This is a genomic window from Caballeronia choica (assembly GCF_001544535.1).
Classification (GTDB): Bacteria; Pseudomonadota; Gammaproteobacteria; order Burkholderiales; family Burkholderiaceae; genus Caballeronia; species Caballeronia choica.
The window spans coordinates 1-16,607 of record NZ_FCON02000013.1; the positions used below are offsets into that span (position 1 = coordinate 1).

The window sequence follows — 16,607 nt, forward strand, 5'->3', positions numbered from 1 at the left end:
GTGGTCCAACCGGGGGAGTGTCGTTAGCGGGGTTTGATCGTTGTTGGCATGTAGAAAAGGCGCGCACGTCGCACCGCTACAGGGAGTGGAGCAGCAGTCATTCATCCGTCCTGGCACTTCGTGCCCGACGACAGGTCTGCAAGTGGTGGTGAATTGAAGCATGCGGCAGCACGAAGTACGACGCAGATTTACCGATGGGTTTTGGTTTTGCCTGACGGGTGAGCGCGTAGCGCGAAGCCGGATGTATGACTGCTGATCCACCCCGTATGGCGGTGCGACGCGCGCGCCGTTTCTACATGCCAACAACGGGGAAACCCCGCTAACGACACTCCCCCGGTTGAACCACTCCGTTCAAAATGCGAGTGAACACGTGTTAGGGCTGGCGTTTGAAAGCTGCTTTCTTTGCTTACTTTCTTTGCAGCAGCAAAGAAAGTGAGTCCCGCCCCGGACAGGGGCAGAGCAAATAAACCACGAAGAAAACAAGTTCCATGGAAGCCCAAGCGCATCAAACGGTGTAACCCAACCCAACCCAACCCAACCCAACCCAACCAAACCCACCCCAAGCGCCAGCGCACCCTATTTAAGCGAGAGAATCCAGTCGGCGAGGGCGTTTGCCTGAGCGGGCGTCAGTTGCGTATTCGCCGGCATCGGCACTGGCCCCCACACGCCGACACCGCCTTCCACAATCTTGCGCGCGAGTTGCGCGTGCGCGCCCTCGACATCGGCGTATTTCGCCGCGACGTTCCTGAACGACGGCCCCATCGACACGCGCGACACCGAGTGGCAGCTCATGCAGTTGCGGCTTTGCGCAAGCGACAGCATCGGGTTTTCGTTCTGCGCGCTTGCTGCGCCGCACACCGACCACATCGCGAGCGATGCCAGAAAATGGGCGCTTGATGGCTTGATCGAAAGCATACGGTCTCCGCCGACCTGACTCCGCGGCATTATAAGAGAGAAGGGGCGCACGATCCCCATCGTGCGCCCCTTCTCATCCGCTTTGAACCCGCAGGATCAGCCCGTCACCGCGCCCTTGTTCGCGGGCAGCGCGAGCGTCGCATACTTCGCCAGCACGCCGCGCGTGTAACGCGGCGCCGGCTGCTTCCACGCGGCACGACGGCGTTCGATTTCCACGGCATCCACGTTCAGTTCGAGCAGCAGCTTGTGCGCGTCGATGGTGATCGAGTCGCCTTCCTGCACGAGCCCGATCGTGCCGCCGGCGTACGCTTCCGGCGCGACGTGGCCGACCACCATGCCCCACGTGCCGCCGGAAAAACGGCCGTCGGTGATCAGGCCGACCGATTCGCCGAGTCCCTTGCCGATGATCGCGGAAGTCGGCGCCAGCATCTCAGGCATGCCCGGGCCGCCCTTCGGTCCGAGATAGCGCAGCACCACGACGTCGCCGGCCTTGATCTTGTCGGCGAGGATCGCGTCCATCGCGCTTTGCTCGTCTTCGAACACGCGCGCCGGGCCGGTGATGACCGGGTTCTTCAAGCCAGTGATCTTGGCGACCGCGCCGTCCGGCGCCAGGTTGCCCTTCAGGATCGCGAGGTGGCCTTCGTCGTAGAGCGCCTGGTCGATCGGGTAGATCACCTTCTGGTCGGCGCGCGGCTTGCTCGGCACGTCTTTCAGTTCCTCGGCGATCGTGCGGCCCGTGATCGTGATGCAGTCGCCGTGCAGCATGCCCGCATCGAGCAGGAGGCGCAGCACCTGCGGAATGCCGCCCGCCTTGTGCAGGTCGGTCGCGACGAACTGGCCCGACGGCTTCAGGTCGCAGATCACCGGCACTTTCTTCCTCATGCGCTCGAAGTCGTCGATGGTCCATTCCACTTCGGCTGCGTGCGCGATTGCCAGATAATGCAGCACGGCGTTGGTCGAGCCGCCGGTCGCCATGATCAGCGCGACGGCGTTCTCGATCGACTTCTTCGTGATGATGTCGCGCGGCTTCAGGTCCTTCTTGACCGCTTCGACCAGCACGCGCGCCGATTCGGCGGCGGAGTCGACCTTTTCCTGATCGGGGTTCGCCATCGTCGACGAATACAGCAGCGACATGCCAAGCGCCTCGAACGACGAACTCATCGTGTTGGCGGTGTACATGCCGCCGCACGAGCCGGTCGACGGGCACGAATTCTTCTCGATGCCCTTGAAGTCCTCTTCCGACATGCGCCCGGCCGTGAACTCGCCGACCGCCTCGAACGACGACACGATGGTCAGATCCTTGCCCTTCCAGTTGCCCGGACGGATCGTGCCGCCGTACACGTAGATGCCCGGCACGTTCATGCGCGCGAGGCCGATCATGCCGCCCGGCATGTTCTTGTCGCAGCCGCCGATCACGACGACGCCGTCCATCCACTGGCCCTGCACGGCCGTTTCGATACAGTCGGCGATCACTTCGCGCGACACCAGCGAGTACTTCATGCCTTCGGTGCCCATCGACATGCCGTCCGAGATGGTCGGCGTGCCGAAGATCTGCGGATTGGCGTCGGACTTCCTGATCGACTCGACGGCGGCGTCGGCGAGACGCTGCAGGCCGGCGTTGCACGGCGTGATCGTCGAGTGGCCGTTGGCGATGCCGATCATCGGCTTGTCGAAGTCTTCTTCCTTGTAGCCAAGGGCGTAGTACATCGAGCGATTGGGCGAGCGCGCCACGCCCTGGGTGATGTTTTTCGAGCGGCGGTTGTAGGCCATTTGGGGGCTCCTTGAGGATTTTTTCGTCTGGTGCCGGAAGAATGCAGCGTCGGCAAGTGTCTGTCCAATATATTATTCAGGCTTTATTAGGTCGCGGAAAGTATCAATGGAGCAACGGAATCCGCCTGTCGAACTGCGCCTGCTGCGCTATTTCGTGACCGTCGCCGAGGAGATGCACTTCGGCCGCGCGGCCGCGCGCCTCGCGATGACACAGCCGCCGTTGTCGCAGGCAATCCGCGCGCTCGAGGACGCGCTTGGCGTCGCGCTGTTCGTGCGCACGAAGCGATCGGTCGAGCTTACGCCGGTCGGCGCGGACCTGCTGCCGGAGGTGCGGCGCCTTCTGGCCGCCGCCGATGCGCTGCGTCCGCTCGCGCAATCGCTCGCACGCGGCGAGGCGGGCGTGCTGTCGCTCGCGTTCGTGTCGACGGCGGATTACGGGCTGTTGCCGTCGCTGCTGCGCGATTTCGGCGCGCGCTATCCGGGCGTGCGCCTGCAACTCACCGAAGCGACGAGCGACGTGCAGATCGAGGAACTGGTCGCCGGCCGCATCGACGCGGGGCTCGTGATCCCGCCGCTGCCGCCGCGCCACGCGGCGGCGCTGTCGTATCTGGCGATCGCGCGCGAGCCGCTGGTGGCGGCACTCCCCGCCGATCTCGCCGCGCAACTGGGGCAGGGCGCGAACGAATGGGCCGAGACGCCCGTCAGCCTGCAGGAACTCGCATCCGTGCCGCTGGTCGTCTTCCCGAGACGGCTCGCGCCCGGTTTCTATGACATCATTATGGGTTGCTACGGCGCGGCCGGCCTCACGCCGCGCATCGGGCAGGAGGCGATCCAGATGCAGACCATCGTGAGCCTCGTGTCCGCCGGCATGGGCGTCGCGCTCGTGCCGCAGTCGCTCAGGCATCTGCGGCGCACGGGCGTGGTGTATCGTCCGCTCAGCGAGTCCGGGTCGTTGCCCGGCAGCGACGCGGGACCGTTCGTGGAAACCGGTCTGGTGTGGCGCGCGGCCGAGGTGAGCCCCGTGCTCGCCGGCTTCATCGACATCGTTCGCGCCTATGGCGCGACGATGCCTGCAATATAGTTCGCGCTTCATAGTTCGCGCATCTCGAACCGCTTATTCAATCTACGATGCTCATTCATCCCAATTTCGATCCCGTCGCGATTCACCTGGGGCCCCTCGCCGTGCGCTGGTACGGCCTCATGTACCTGGTCGCATTCGTTTCAGCGGTCGTCGTCGGCCGGTTGCGGCTGCGGCTGCCGCACGTCGCCGCCCAGGGCTGGACCGCGCGCGACATCGACGACATGCTGTTCTACGGCGTGCTCGGCACGATTCTCGGCGGCCGGCTCGGCTATGTGATCTTCTATAAGGCAAGCTGGTACGCCGCGCATCCGCTCGACATCTTCAAGGTCTGGGAAGGCGGCATGTCGTTTCACGGCGGCTTTCTCGGCGTGACGCTCGCGATGATCCTGTTCGCGTACCAGAGAAAGCGCACCTGGCTGCAAGTCACCGATTTCGTCGCGCCGATGGTGCCGCTCGGGCTCGCGGCGGGGCGCCTCGGCAACTTCATCAACGGCGAACTGTGGGGCCGCGTGACCGATCCGAACGCACCGTGGGCGATGCTGTTCCCGGGCGCATCGAACGACGATGCGATCTGGCTCGCGAAGCATTCGCAAGCCGACCTGCAGTGGCACCTCACCGAGATCTTCGAGCGCTATCACATGCTGCCGCGCCATCCGTCGCAGTTGTACGAGATCGCGCTGGAAGGCTTCGTGCTGTTCATCCTGCTGTGGACGTTCTCGCGCAAGCCGCGGCCGATGGGTGCGGGCTCGGCGCTGTTTTTGATCGGCTATGGCCTTGCACGCTTCACCGTGGAATTCGCGCGTGAGCCCGATGATTACCTCGGCCTGCTGACGTTCGGCTTTTCGATGGGCCAATGGCTCTCGATGCCGATGATCGTCGCGGGGATCGGCTTGATGGTATGGGCTTATCGGCGCGACCGGCGGCTGCCTTCCGCGCCCGCCAACGCGGCCTGATGATACGAAAACGCCTCGCCACAGCGAGGCGTTTTTGCTTGAAGCAAGGCGTTCGATCAACGCCCCATCTGCACCGATCCCGACACGTTGACCGTCACCGTCGACGTTCCCGCTTCCAGGGCCATGGGCGCAGCCATCTTCGCGTCGGCGCTCATCCCGCGCGCCTGCATCATCATGACCGGACGCGGCGGCGAGCTGCCATCGTGATTGACGCTGACTTCGCGGATCGTATAGCTGCTGTAGCCGAACGCTTGCGCGGACGCCTGCGCCTGTTGACGGAACGAGTCGATCGCCTGCGTCGAGAGCTTCTGCGCGGCGGCGCGCTGCGCTTCCGGCGACAGCGAGAACGCGACATTGCCGACCTGCATCGATGAACTCATCTTGCCCGCAAGCTTCGATGCTGCCGCGAAATCATGCGACTCCAGCACGACTTCGGTGCGGCCACGCCATGCGGAAATGCGGCCATCGCGATCCGTCGACGGATACACCGTGAACGAACCGCTGCGCGCCGTCACGCCATCGACGCCCTTTGCCTGGCGTAACGCGGCATCGGCGCGTTGGTTCAGCGTCGTCGTGAGCGACGATGCATCCGGTGCCTGCTGCTCGTAGAACAGTGTGATGTTAACGGTGTCCTGCGGCACTTCGGCACTCGCCTCGGCCGACAGCGACAGCACGCCCGCAGGCTGCGGCTGCGTGACGACGGTTTGCGCGGTGGCTGAAGCGGACATCGTGAGGGCCGCACAAGAAAGGGCGGCTGCTGCAAGCGCGAACGCGGTTTTCTTCTTGATCATCGAGGAACTCCAAGGGCATGAATTCGCGTGATTCGCGACGCCACTTAGGCGTTTCGCGTGCACGCGAAGTTCCCTCCGCGACTAGACGAGATGCTCGGTGATGAAGCGCCACTGCGCCTCGGTGACCGGCGTGATCGACAGGCGATTGCCCTTCGCGAGCACCTGCATGTCGGCAAGCTCTTTGTGCTCGCGCAGCGTCGCGAGCGGCACGAGCGGCGTCTTCTTCACGAAGTGAACATCGACGAGGAGCCAGCGCGGTGTTTCCTGCGTCGACTTCGGATCGAAGTACGGGCTCTTCGGATCGAACTGCGTGGGATCGGGATAAGCGCTCGACGAGACCTCGGCGATGCCCGCGATGCCCGGCTGCGGACAGCTCGAATGATAGAAGAGCACACCGTCGCCGACCTGCATCGCATCGCGCATGAAGTTGCGCGCCTGATAGTTGCGCACGCCGGTCCACGGCAGGGTTTTCTTCGCCGCGTGAGCGAGATGATCGATGCTTGCTTCGTCCGGTTCGGACTTCATCAGCCAGTAACGCATGATGTGATGACGAGTGAGCGACCAAAGAAAAACGGCATCGGAAAAACCGATGCCGTTGAAGAAGGTCCCCGCCTCAGCCGCTAGGCCGGCATCCTGAACCTGGGTTCAAGATTGGTCGCAGTAGGCAGCACTTCGGGTACATCAGACAGAGTGACGCGCGCGCCCGTGCTACAAATTTCCGCAACCGTGCACAATGGCATTGGTTCAAGGAATATATGACCTTGGCGAACCAGGCAGGGAGTACTAACTCTACACCAATCGTGTGCCGGATGCAGCAACGACTTTAATCTTTCTTGAATCAGGGACGATCCGCACCCACGACATGCATGCTTACATCATTGCGCTTCATATTGCGCAATGACGGCGCCCAGTTGTTCGTTCATCTGGTGCACGGTATGGCGAATCTCTTCGGCGGGGAACGCTTCGCCGTGACGCACGCTGTTTTGCAGCTTAAGCAATTCCGACGCCAGCGAAAGCGCCGCCATGACCGCAATGCGATCCGTACCGCGCACGTTGCTTGCAGTGCGCACCTTGCCCATCTCGGCATCGACGCGGGCCACGGCTTCACGCAGCGCGTCTTCGGTTTCAGCCGAGCATGCAAGCCGGTACGGCTGGCCGAGGATGGAGACTTCGATCTGCTTGGTCGTCATGCTTTTTCTCCGTGGCTGTGCTCACCGTGCATCTCGCCCGCATGCGCGTGCTCATGCGCATCGTGGGCATCGGGGCCAAGAAGATCCAGTTGGTTGTCGGGTTCGGGCGCGGCTTTTGCTCGCGGCAGTTTTTCGAGGATGGCGTTCAGGCGCACCTGCGCGTCGTCGATTTTCGCCGAGAGACCGTCACGTTCGGCCTGCAGCGTGTCGCGTTCTTCGCGCACTTGCGCGAGTTCGCTCTGCACGCCGGCGTGCTCGGCACGCAACTGTTCGAGTTGCTCTTCGAGTGCGCGCCGCGCCTGATGATGACGTTCGCTGATCTTGATCAGCCGGCCGATGTTCTGTGAAAGTGATTCGAGTTCGTTGAGCATGTGCTGCGTCCTCTAAAGACCTCGCATTTTAGCGCGGTTCAACCGGGCTTCCGACAATTGTCTCGTTTCGAGACGTAACAGCACGCGATTGATGCGCTAAAAGCGGCCTTGCCCGTGCAATTCGTGTGTGGAAAGCGCAGGTCTTTTTGCATGCATGCAAACCTTTGCCATGTCTTTGCCATGCACCAATCGCGCCGATTCGTTTCCTTGACGCTCTCAAGTGCGGCTCCTAAACTTGCCGCACTTTTGGTGCTCGCGCGCGCATTCAATGCGTGCGCAGTCAAACGGGAAACAGGGAGCGACGCCCCAGGGCCGAGCCAACCTGTGCTGCCCCCGCAACGGTAAGCGACCGCAACGCAAGTTGCAAGTCGTCCCGGACGCGTTTGTCCGCCATCGCACTTCAGATTTCGTCATCGAAGATCGCATGCGCGGCACACGTGTCGACGCCACTGCGCGAATGCGCGGGAAGGCGGGACGATCTCGTCGCCAGCCCGGATACCGGCCAATGGTCACGCGCGTCGCCCCAAGCTTCATGCACGGCGCCGCGCGGATTGCGCATGAAGCCTGCGGGGAGCGGGCCGCGCTTGCCATCGACAGGAAACGCTTCACACATGTCTTCACCGTTTGTCCGTGCCGCGGGGCCGGTGTTGCTGCTCGCCGGCGCCTTGCCGCACGCGGCGTTTGCTGAGCCCGCTGAATCTGTTGCTACCGTAGAACCTTCCGCGCTGGCGCCCGTCGTCGTGACCGCGACGCGTGCGCCCGCCCCCCTCGCCGATGCGATCGCGCAGACCACGCTCTTCGATTCGCAGGACATCGCCGACACAAATTCCACCGATGCAATCGGCCTGCTCGCGTTCGCGCCCGGCGTGCAGATTACGCGCAACGGCGGGCCGGGTGCGTCGTCGGGAATGTTCTTGCGCGGCGCGTCGTCGGCGCAGTCGCTCGTGCTGATCGACGGCGTGCGCGTCGAGTCGGCGGGACTCGGCGCCGCGCAGCTCTCGCAGATGATGCTCGCTGAAATCGACCACATCGAAGTGGTCAACGGCAACGTGTCGGCGCTCTACGGTTCGGGTGCGATCGGCGGGGTCGTGCAAATCTTTACGAAAGAGGGCGGTAACCATCCGCCGCGCTTCAACTTCGAAACCGAGTACGGCAGCTATCGCACGCAGCGTCAGCAGTTCGGTGTGAACGGTGCGCTCGACCAGGAGGGCCGCACCACGTTCGACGTCACCGTATCGCGCGAAAAGACCGACGGCTTCTCGTCGATCGATCCGGCCATCGTGCCGAACGCCAATCCGAACGCCAACGGTTATTTGAACGAGAGCGTCGCGGCGACGCTGCGGCACGCGTTCACGGACAAGTGGGACGGCGGCGTACGATTCTTGCGGTCGAATGGCATCAACAGCTTCGACGATGCATACGGCGTGCCGAGTGATCTCAACGAATCGCACGACCGGGTGCGTTCGGCGTCGGTGTTCGCCAACGGCAAGCTGACCGACCGCTTGACGACGCACGTAACAGTCGCAGAGGGACAGGACCGAGCGAACATCGAACAGAACGGCGTCTATACGAGCAAGTTCGATTCGGAGAATCGCCAATACCTGTGGCAGAACGACTTCCTGCTCGGCGCCGATCACAAGCTTTTGTTCGGCTACGAGCACCTCGACCAGACGCTCGATTCCGACCAGTTCGCCGCACCCGCACGGCACGTGAATTCCGTTTTCGCGGGATACGTGGGCCGTATTGGCGGCAACGAGTTGCAGGCGAACGTGCGCCACGACCAGTACTCCGATTTCGGTGGAGCGAACAGCTACTATCTCGGCTACGGCTACTACTTCGATGCCCACTGGAAGGTCACTGCAAGCTATGCCGAATCGTTTCGCGCGCCGAGTTTCGACGATCTGTACTATCCGTTCAGCGGCAATCCGTCGATCCAGCCCGAGCGGAGCCATTCGATCGAAGCGGCGCTGCAATATGCATCGGGCAGGCTCGGCGTGCTGCGTCTGACGGCGTTCCAGACGCGCTATTCGAACCTGATCGACTATGTCGCCGATGGCGGCGGCTTCTATATCGCCCAGAACGTCGGGCGGGCGAAGGTGCAGGGCATCGAGGGCGCGTGGGCGGGGCACGTCGGCGCCACCGACGTGCGCGCGAGCTTCACGTTGCAGAACCCCGTCGACGAAACGAATCACGAGGACCTGACACGCCGCGCGCGCCGGTTTGCTTCGTTCACCGCGCATCGTTCGATCGGCGACTGGCGCGTGGGCGGCGAATGGATCGTGAGCGGCGCGCGCAGCGATTACGACTCGACGCTGGCGGGCTATGGCGTTGTGAATCTGTCGGCGCGCTATGAGATCACGAAGTCATGGTACGTGGATGCGCGCATCGACAACCTGTTCGACAAGGACTATGAACTCGCCTATTCGTACAACACGCCGCGTCGCGGCGCGTATCTCACGCTCGGGTGGCGGCAACTGTGATCGATGAGCGCGCGCTTTCGCACGGCATGACCGTCAGCCGCGCCACCGCGATATGGACGGTCCTCGCGGCGGCCGCGCTCGTCGTGTTCGTGGCGTCGCTCGCGCTTGGGAGCATCGCGCTCGCGCCGTCGCGCGTGATCGATGCGTTGCTGCATGCGCGCGCGTCTTCGTCCGATGTCATCGATGAAATCGTGTTGAGCCTGAGGCTGCCGCGCGCGCTCGCGGGCTTCGCGTCGGGCGCATTGCTCGCGATGGCCGGCGCGCTGCTGCAAGTGCTGTTGCGCAATCCGTTGGCCGAGCCCTACGTGCTCGGCGTATCCGGCGGCGCGGCCACATTCGCGCTTGCAGCGATGCTCGCATCGTTGCCGTGGTGGAGCGTCGACGTGGCTGCGTTCATCGGCGCGTTCCTGTCGATCCTGCTCGTGCTCGGACTCGCGCGGCGCGAACTCTGGCGCGGTGAGCCGCAGGACGCATCGCCGCGTCTGCTGCTGACGGGCGCGGTCATCGCTGCCGGCTGGGGCGCGCTGATCACGCTGATGCTCGCCGTCGCGCCCGAGAACCGATTGCGCGGCATGGTCTTCTGGCTGACCGGCGACCTGAATGGCGTCGCGACGCCGTGGACCGCGTTGATCGCGATGGCCGTCGCGCTTGTGTGCGTCGTTCCAGTTGCGCCGCAACTCAACGTCCTTTTGCGCGGCGATGCCACGGCGCAAGCGCTCGGCGTGCCGGTCGTGCGATTGCGTTTGCGCGTCTATCTGGTGGCTTCGCTCGCGGCCGCCGCCGCCGTGACGACGGCAGGGACGATCGGCTTCGTCGGGCTCGTCGTGCCGCATGGTTTGCGGCTCGCGTTCGGCAACGATCAGCGCATGCTGTTGCCGGCGGCGGCGCTCGCGGGCGGTGTCGCGGTGATGGGATGCGATCTCGTTGCGCGCACGGTGATCGCGCCGGCGCAGTTGCCGGTCGGCGTGATGACGGCGCTCATCGGCGTTCCGGTGTTCCTGTGGATGCTGCTGCGGAGGACGCGATGAATGCGAGCCTTCGGGTCGACCGGCTCTCGTTGCGCGCCGCAAGCCGCACGCTGGTCGCGGAACTCACGCAGGCGTTCGCGCCCGGTGAAGTGTGGTGCATCGCGGGACCGAACGGTGCGGGCAAGACGACGCTGCTTGCAGCACTCGCCGGGCTGTCGAAGCCTGCGGCGGGTTCGGTGTCGCTCGATGGCATCGACGTAGGCGACTGGCGCGCAGCCGATCTCGCAAGGCGCCGCGCGTTGATGCCGCAGAGCACGCACGATGCGTTCAACGCGACCGTGCTCGACATCGTGATGCTCAATCGCTTCCCGCATCTGACCGGCTGGGGTTGGGAGAGCGATGCCGATCTGCACGCCGCGCATGCGGCGCTGGACGTGCTCGGGCTTGCATCATTCGCGATGCGCGGCGTGCTGTCATTGTCCGGCGGCGAACGGCAACGCGTCGCGCTTGCCGCGACGCTGTGCCAGGACGCGCCGCTGCTGCTGCTCGACGAACCGCTTTCGCATCTCGACCTGCATCACCAGATCGAATGCCTCGATGTGCTCACTGCCTGGGCGCGGTATCGCAGCGACTCGCGCACGATCATTTTCTCGTGTCACGATCTGAATCTCGCGCGTCGTTACGCAACGCACGCGCTGCTGCTCGACGGCGCGGGCCACGCGCATGCGGGACCAGCGCGCGACGTACTCAGTGCCGAGCGCGCGAGCGCTGCATTCGGCTATCCGCTCATCTTGATTCACCAGGGCGATCACGAGGCGCTCGTGCCCGTGATGCGCGTGCCAGAACTGTAATCCTCACAGGACGAAACGATGTCTCTCATTCACGACTTGCCGCAACCGCTCGACCGCTCGCTTCAGTCCGAACTCCAGCACGTCATCGATACGAAGACGAAGCCGCCGGGCAGTCTCGGACGCCTCGAATCGCTCGCGTTGCAAATGGGCCTGATCCAGCAGACGACGAAGCCGCGCATCGAACGTTCCGCGATGATCGTGTTCGCGGGCGATCATGGCATCGCCGCCGAGGGCGTCAGTTCCTATCCGCAGGAAGTGACCGTACAGATGGTCGCGAATTTCCTGGCGGGCGGGGCGGCGATCAATGCTTTGTCGCGTGCGGCCGGCATGACGCTCGAAGTGGTCGACGCGGGTGTCGCGACGGCATCGCCCGCATCCGATGCGCTGATCGACATCGCGATCCGGCGCGGCGGCACGCGCAACTTCGCGCACGAACCCGCGATGACGCGCGACGAAGCCTTGCAGGCCATCGAACGCGGCGCGCAACGCGTGCGTCATCACGCATCGCTCGGGACCAACGTGATCGGTTTCGGCGAGATGGGCATCGCGAATACATCGGCGGCGGCGTGCTTGATGAGCAGGCTGTGTGCATTGCCGATCGACGTGTGCGTCGGGCGCGGCACCGGGCTGTCGAACGAAGGCGTGAGCCACAAGCGCGATGTGCTCGCGGCCGCGCTCGAACGTCATGCAAAGAGCGCCGATCCGATCGATACGCTCGCCACCTTCGGCGGCTTCGAGATCGCGATGATCGCGGGCGCGTTTCTCGCCGCTGCGAAAGCACGCATGACGATTCTCGTCGACGGGTTCATCGCGACGTCCGCGCTGCTCGTCGCGCATGCGATCTCGCGCGATGTCCTCGACTACTGCGTGTTCGCGCATGCATCGAACGAAGCGGGACACGCGCGGATGCTTCAATACTTCGACGCCGCGCCGCTCCTGCAACTCGACCTGCGTCTCGGCGAAGGCACGGGTGCCGCGCTCGCGTTGCCGCTGTTGCGCGCGGCGGTTGCCTTCATCGGCGAGATGGCGAGCTTCGAATCGGCGGGGGTGTCGAACCAGGACGCTTGAAGCGATGCTCCGGCCACTCGACGAACTGCGCTACTTCCTCACCGCGCTCGGCTATTTCACGCGCGTGCCGGTGCCGCGCTGGGTCGGATTCGAGCGGCACTACCTGAACGCGGCGGCGCGGTATTTTCCGCTCGTCGGGCTGATGGTCGGGGCGGTGGCCGCGCTCGTCTATCTCATTGCGTTGCGCGTGTTCCCCGCGAGCATCGCGGTGCTGCTCTCGATGGCCGCGACCTTGCTGCTGACCGGCGCGTTCCACGAAGACGGCCTCGCCGATTGCTTCGATGCATTCGGCGGCGCCTACACGCGCGACGATGCGCTGCGGATCATGCACGACTCGCGCATCGGCGCATTCGGCGCGATTGCGCTCGTCGTTGCGCTCGCGTTGAAGTGGCAGACGCTCGCCGCGTTGCCGCCGATGCGCGCTGTGTGGCTGATGATCGCCGCGCACGCCGCGAGCCGCACGTTCGCGATCAGCTATCTGCTCACGCTCGAATACGTGCGCGCCGAGGGCAAGGCCAAACCCGTCGCGCAACGCATGAGCTACGCGGCATTCGCGCTCGCTGCGATGTGCGGGCTGCCGTGGCTGTTCTGGCCGGACTGGAAAGCAGGCTGCGTATGCGTGGCCGTGCTCGTCGTGATGCGCTTTTTCATCGGCCGATATTTCGTGCGGCGCATCGGCGGCTATACCGGCGATTGCCTCGGCTTCGCGCAACAGCTTTTCGAACTCGCGATCTACCTGACCGGACTCGGATGGATCTCATCCTGATACGCCATCCCGCCGTCGCGATCGATGCGGGCATCTGCTATGGGCAAACCGACGTGCCGCTTGCGGGCGATGTCGATGAATCGGCGCGCGGGCTCTTGCAGCGGATGCGCGTGTTGAAGGTGCCGGAGTGCGTTGAAGCGTGGCATACGAGTCCGTTGCAACGATGCTTTTTGTTTGCACGAGCGCTAGGTGACCCGCACGCCGATGCGCGCCTCAAGGAAATCGATTTCGGCAGATGGGAAGGCCACGCATGGGACGGCATCGATCGCGCGCTGCTCGATGCATGGGCCGATGATCTGGAGCACGCTCGCGCGCACGGTGGCGAGAGTCTGGCGCAGTTTCGCCAGCGGGTGATGCACTGGTTCGACGATACGTGCGCTCGAAGCAATACGTCCGTCCACGTCGTGACGCATGCAGGCGTAATCCGCGTGCTGACGGCGCGCTTGCTCGATGCGAAACAGGCGAGCGTATTGCAATGGCCGCTCGACCATGGCGCGATCGTATGGCTCAAACGCGTGCGCGACGAATGGTTGCTCGTGCGCTGGAACGCGTGATCACTTCGGGCGCCGTTCGCGCGCCGTTTCGAGGTCTTCGCACAAGCGCGCCGCGCCGAGCGCGAGACGCGGCGTCGGGCGGTTGATCAGGTCGCCGTCGATGCCGAACAGGTTGCCGCGTGCAACCGCCGTCATCGAAGGCCACTGCTTCCACCGGTCGAGCGCGGGCAGCGGATGGTCCGGCTGCGTCGCGCCTGCTGTCGCGGTCACGATCGCTTCGGGATTCGCTGCGAGCACGGCTTCGGTCGAGACCGTCGGGACGAGCGGCTTGAGGTCGGCGAACACGTTGCGTCCGCCGCACAAGCCGATCACTTCGCTGAAGACGTGCGCACCGTTGAGCGTCATCAGCGGCTCGTCCCACACCTGATAGAACACGCCGACGACTGGTCGGCTCGCATAACGCGTGCGCAACGAAGCGATGTCGCGGCGAAACGCATTCGATGCATCGGCTGCCGTTTGCGCGGTCCCGAGCAGCGTGCCGAGCTTGTCGATGGTCACGGGGATGTCGTCGAGCTTGCGAGGTTCGCTGAAGTAGAGAGGCACGTGCAGATCGCGCAGCCGGTCGATCTGCCGCGCTGCATTGCCATGCCGCCACACGACGATCAGATCAGGCCTCAGCGCGACGATGCGTTCGAGATCGAGCGCCTTGTTATCGCCGACGCGCGGTATCGACTGCGCTTCGCGCGGGTAGTCGCTGTACGTCACCGCGCCGACGATGCGCGCACCGCCGCCCGCCGCGAACAGCAGTTCAGTGACGTGCGGCGCGAGACTGACGACGCGTTGCGCGGGTGCGTCGAGCGTGACGGTGGCGCCGGTGTCGTCGGTGACGGAGAGCGTGGCGTTAGCGTTGGCATGCGCCGATATCCCCAGCACTGCAATCGCCAGCAAGCACCGCAACGTCATGCGCGAAGCTCCGCGAACGCGCGCGCGAGACGCGCCCAGTCGCCTTCCGATCCGGGCAGGCCAATGCGCAGGCTCGGCGTCGTGCCGGCGCGATCGAACAGACGTGTCCAGATGCCGCGCGTCGCAAGCGCGTCTTGCAGCGACGCTGCGTCCAGCGTCTCGAACCAGGCGAAGAGCGGAGTCGCATGCACGCTGGCGAAACCGTGGCTCGCGATCAGCATCGCGAGGCGCTGGCTGTCCTTGCCCAGTTGCTCGCGGGTCGCACGCTGCCACGCGTGGTCGTCGAACGCGGCCCGAACTGCGTGACGCGCGGGACCGCTCACCGTCCACGCGCCGAGCGCATCGTTCAGCGCGCGGCGCACCGGTTCGGCGGCGAGGACGAAACCCACGCGAATGCCCGCCAGGCCGAAGAACTTGCCGACCGAACGCAGCACGACGAGACCGTCGCGGTCCGCTTGCCCTGCGAGCGATGCACCGGGTTCGTCGGCATCGGCGAAGGCTTCATCGACGATCAACGTGCCGCCGCGCATCGCGAGTTGTTCATGCCAGCGAAGCAGGACATCGGGCGCGATGCGCTCGGTCGTCGGATTGTTCGGGTTCGCGACGATCACGTGATCCAGTTCCGCGGGCAGGTCACGCGCGGAGACATCGAGCGTCACCACGCGATGCCCCGCGCGTTCGAACGCAGGCGCATATTCCGCGTACGTCAGCGGCGCGACGGCGGCCACGCCCCGCCGCAACAGCGACGGCAACACGCGAATCGCAGCCTGGCTCCCCGCGACGGGCAGCACCGCCTCCGCACCGTAGTAACGCGCGGCCGTGGCGGCGAGACCGTCGTCGTCTTCGGGCAGACGGCGCCACGCATCCGGCGGGACCGGCAGCACCGGATAGCCGCGCGGATTGATGCCGGTCGAGAGATCGAGCCAGTCTTCGAGCGGTATCGAATAACGGCGCGCTGCCTCGCGCAGGTTGCCGCCGTGCCGGATCGGTTCGACCGGATCAGCCATGAGCGCCCACGCTGAGAAAAGCCGCGATCAGGAACACGGCAAGCCAGAGCAGCGTCGAGCGTTCGACGAGCCGCAACGCCGCGACGACATGCACCGGCATCGCGGAGCGTCCCGCGCCGAGCACGGGGCGCGACTCCAGCGTGCCGTTATAAACCGCCGGGCCGCCGATCAGCACGTTCAGGCTGCCCGCGCCCGACGCCATCACGGGCCCCGCGTTCGGGCTGTCCCACGATGCGGCCTGCGTGCGCCAGCAATGCCACGCGGTGCGCGTGTCGCCGAGCAACGCGTAGCTCGCGGCCGTGAGGCGGGCAGGAATGAAGTTCAGCACGTCGTCGAAGCGGGCTGCCGCCCAGCCGAATCGCAGATAGCGCGTCGTGCGATAGCCCCACATCGCGTCGAGCGTGTTGGCGAGGCGAAACGCCAGCGCCCCCGGGCCGCCCGCGACCGCGAACCAGAAGAGCGCGCCGAAGATCGCATCGTTGCCGTTCTCGAGCGCCGATTCGACCGCTGCCCGCGAGAGCGCGCCTTCGTCGGCGTCGGTGGTTTCGCGCGACACGATGCGCGCCGTCAGCTCGCGCGCTGTGGCGAGGTCGCCCAAGCCGAGCGCGCGGGCGATCGGTGCGATGTGATCGCGCAGGCTCTTCGCGCCGAGCGCAAACCACAGGAGCGCGGCGTGCACGATGCACGCGGCCGTGAACGGCAGGATGCTCACCAGCAGCCAGGCGATTGCGACCGGCGGCACGACGGCGACGAGCCACGCGAGAATGCCGGCCGGCCGCGCGCGAAAGCCGCTGTTCATGCGCGCTTCCAGCCGAGTCGCGAGCGTGCCGAAACCGACGAGCGGATGACGCGCACTCGGCTCGCCGATCACGCGATCGACGATCACGCCGGCAATCGCGAGCATCGCCATCGCGTAGAAGGAGAGGAGGAGCATGGGGC

At 65.0% G+C, this 16,607-nt stretch carries 17 protein-coding genes, 1 other RNA gene and 1 riboswitch; of the genes, 8 read left to right on the forward strand and 10 right to left on the reverse strand.

The window, feature by feature from the left end; translation table 11 throughout:
- Positions 1-576: 576 nt before the first annotated feature.
- Positions 577-867: a c-type cytochrome gene (locus tag AWB68_RS08155; protein ID WP_087643943.1), complete on the reverse strand. Its 291-nt coding sequence runs from the start codon at positions 865-867 to the stop codon at positions 577-579.
- Positions 868-1,011: 144 nt separating this feature from the next.
- Positions 1,012-2,685, reverse strand: a complete 1,674-nt coding sequence (gene ilvD / locus AWB68_RS08160) for a dihydroxy-acid dehydratase (RefSeq protein WP_087643853.1) — start codon at positions 2,683-2,685, stop codon at positions 1,012-1,014.
- Between the two features lie 106 nt (positions 2,686-2,791).
- Between ilvD and AWB68_RS08165 the strand changes: the two genes are divergently transcribed.
- Positions 2,792-3,766, forward strand: coding sequence for a LysR substrate-binding domain-containing protein (locus AWB68_RS08165; RefSeq protein WP_087643854.1), 975 nt, complete (start codon positions 2,792-2,794; stop codon positions 3,764-3,766).
- Between the two features lie 47 nt (positions 3,767-3,813).
- Positions 3,814-4,719: a prolipoprotein diacylglyceryl transferase gene (gene lgt, locus AWB68_RS08170; protein ID WP_087643855.1), complete on the forward strand. Its 906-nt coding sequence runs from the start codon at positions 3,814-3,816 to the stop codon at positions 4,717-4,719.
- A gap of 56 nt (positions 4,720-4,775) precedes the next feature.
- On the opposite strand, the gene AWB68_RS08175 is transcribed toward lgt, so the two are convergent.
- The 5 genes from AWB68_RS08175 to AWB68_RS08195 all read right to left on the reverse strand — a co-directional run bounded on the left by AWB68_RS08175 (position 4,776) and on the right by AWB68_RS08195 (position 7,071).
- Positions 4,776-5,510: an SIMPL domain-containing protein gene (locus tag AWB68_RS08175; protein ID WP_374729562.1), complete on the reverse strand. Its 735-nt coding sequence runs from the start codon at positions 5,508-5,510 to the stop codon at positions 4,776-4,778.
- 81 nt (positions 5,511-5,591) lie between these two features.
- Entirely contained in the window at positions 5,592-6,050 is a 459-nt protein-coding gene (locus AWB68_RS08180) for an EVE domain-containing protein (protein WP_087643945.1), read from the reverse strand.
- Positions 6,051-6,111: 61 nt separating this feature from the next.
- Positions 6,112-6,293: non-coding RNA, 6S RNA (gene ssrS, locus AWB68_RS08185), on the reverse strand.
- Between the two features lie 92 nt (positions 6,294-6,385).
- Entirely contained in the window at positions 6,386-6,700 is a 315-nt protein-coding gene (locus AWB68_RS08190) for a cell division protein ZapA (RefSeq protein WP_087643856.1), read from the reverse strand.
- The gene (locus AWB68_RS08195; RefSeq protein WP_087643857.1) at positions 6,697-7,071 is read right to left on the reverse strand and encodes an ATPase; all 375 of its coding nucleotides are present in this window, start codon (positions 7,069-7,071) and stop codon (positions 6,697-6,699) included. Before AWB68_RS08195 ends, AWB68_RS08190 begins: the two co-directional genes overlap by 4 nt.
- A 230-nt stretch (positions 7,072-7,301) precedes the next feature.
- A riboswitch (cobalamin riboswitch) is annotated at positions 7,302-7,592 on the forward strand.
- A gap of 90 nt (positions 7,593-7,682) precedes the next feature.
- Between AWB68_RS08195 and AWB68_RS08200 the strand changes: the two genes are divergently transcribed.
- Genes AWB68_RS08200 through cobC form a run of 6 tightly spaced genes read left to right on the forward strand, consistent with a single transcriptional unit; the run spans position 7,683 to position 13,758 of the window.
- A complete protein-coding gene (locus AWB68_RS08200; protein ID WP_087643858.1) occupies positions 7,683-9,551 on the forward strand; it encodes a TonB-dependent receptor domain-containing protein in 1,869 nt (622 codons plus the stop codon).
- 26 nt (positions 9,552-9,577) lie between these two features.
- Positions 9,578-10,579: a FecCD family ABC transporter permease gene (locus AWB68_RS08205; protein ID WP_087643946.1), complete on the forward strand. Its 1,002-nt coding sequence runs from the start codon at positions 9,578-9,580 to the stop codon at positions 10,577-10,579.
- On the forward strand, positions 10,576-11,370 hold the full coding sequence (locus AWB68_RS08210; protein WP_087643859.1) for an ABC transporter ATP-binding protein: 795 nt from the start codon (positions 10,576-10,578) through the stop codon (positions 11,368-11,370). Before AWB68_RS08205 ends, AWB68_RS08210 begins: the two co-directional genes overlap by 4 nt.
- 18 nt (positions 11,371-11,388) lie before the next feature.
- On the forward strand, positions 11,389-12,438 hold the full coding sequence (gene cobT, locus AWB68_RS08215) for a nicotinate-nucleotide--dimethylbenzimidazole phosphoribosyltransferase (RefSeq protein ID WP_087643860.1): 1,050 nt from the start codon (positions 11,389-11,391) through the stop codon (positions 12,436-12,438).
- A gap of 4 nt (positions 12,439-12,442) precedes the next feature.
- Entirely contained in the window at positions 12,443-13,204 is a 762-nt protein-coding gene (locus AWB68_RS08220; RefSeq protein ID WP_087643861.1) for an adenosylcobinamide-GDP ribazoletransferase, read from the forward strand.
- The gene (cobC, locus tag AWB68_RS08225) at positions 13,189-13,758 is read left to right on the forward strand and encodes an alpha-ribazole phosphatase (RefSeq protein WP_087643862.1); all 570 of its coding nucleotides are present in this window, start codon (positions 13,189-13,191) and stop codon (positions 13,756-13,758) included. Before AWB68_RS08220 ends, cobC begins: the two co-directional genes overlap by 16 nt.
- Here the strand turns inward: cobC and AWB68_RS08230 are convergent, their stop codons facing one another.
- From AWB68_RS08230 to cbiB, 3 genes are read right to left on the reverse strand one after another with little or no spacing between them, the layout of a single operon-like run.
- Positions 13,759-14,661, reverse strand: a complete 903-nt coding sequence (locus tag AWB68_RS08230; protein WP_087643863.1) for a cobalamin-binding protein — start codon at positions 14,659-14,661, stop codon at positions 13,759-13,761. It lies immediately after the preceding gene.
- Positions 14,658-15,668, reverse strand: a complete 1,011-nt coding sequence (gene cobD, locus AWB68_RS08235; protein WP_087643864.1) for a threonine-phosphate decarboxylase CobD — start codon at positions 15,666-15,668, stop codon at positions 14,658-14,660. Before cobD ends, AWB68_RS08230 begins: the two co-directional genes overlap by 4 nt.
- On the reverse strand, positions 15,661-16,602 hold the full coding sequence (cbiB, locus tag AWB68_RS08240) for an adenosylcobinamide-phosphate synthase CbiB (RefSeq protein WP_087643865.1): 942 nt from the start codon (positions 16,600-16,602) through the stop codon (positions 15,661-15,663). The genes cobD and cbiB overlap by 8 nt, the downstream gene beginning before the upstream one ends.
- Positions 16,603-16,607: the final 5 nt, after the last annotated feature.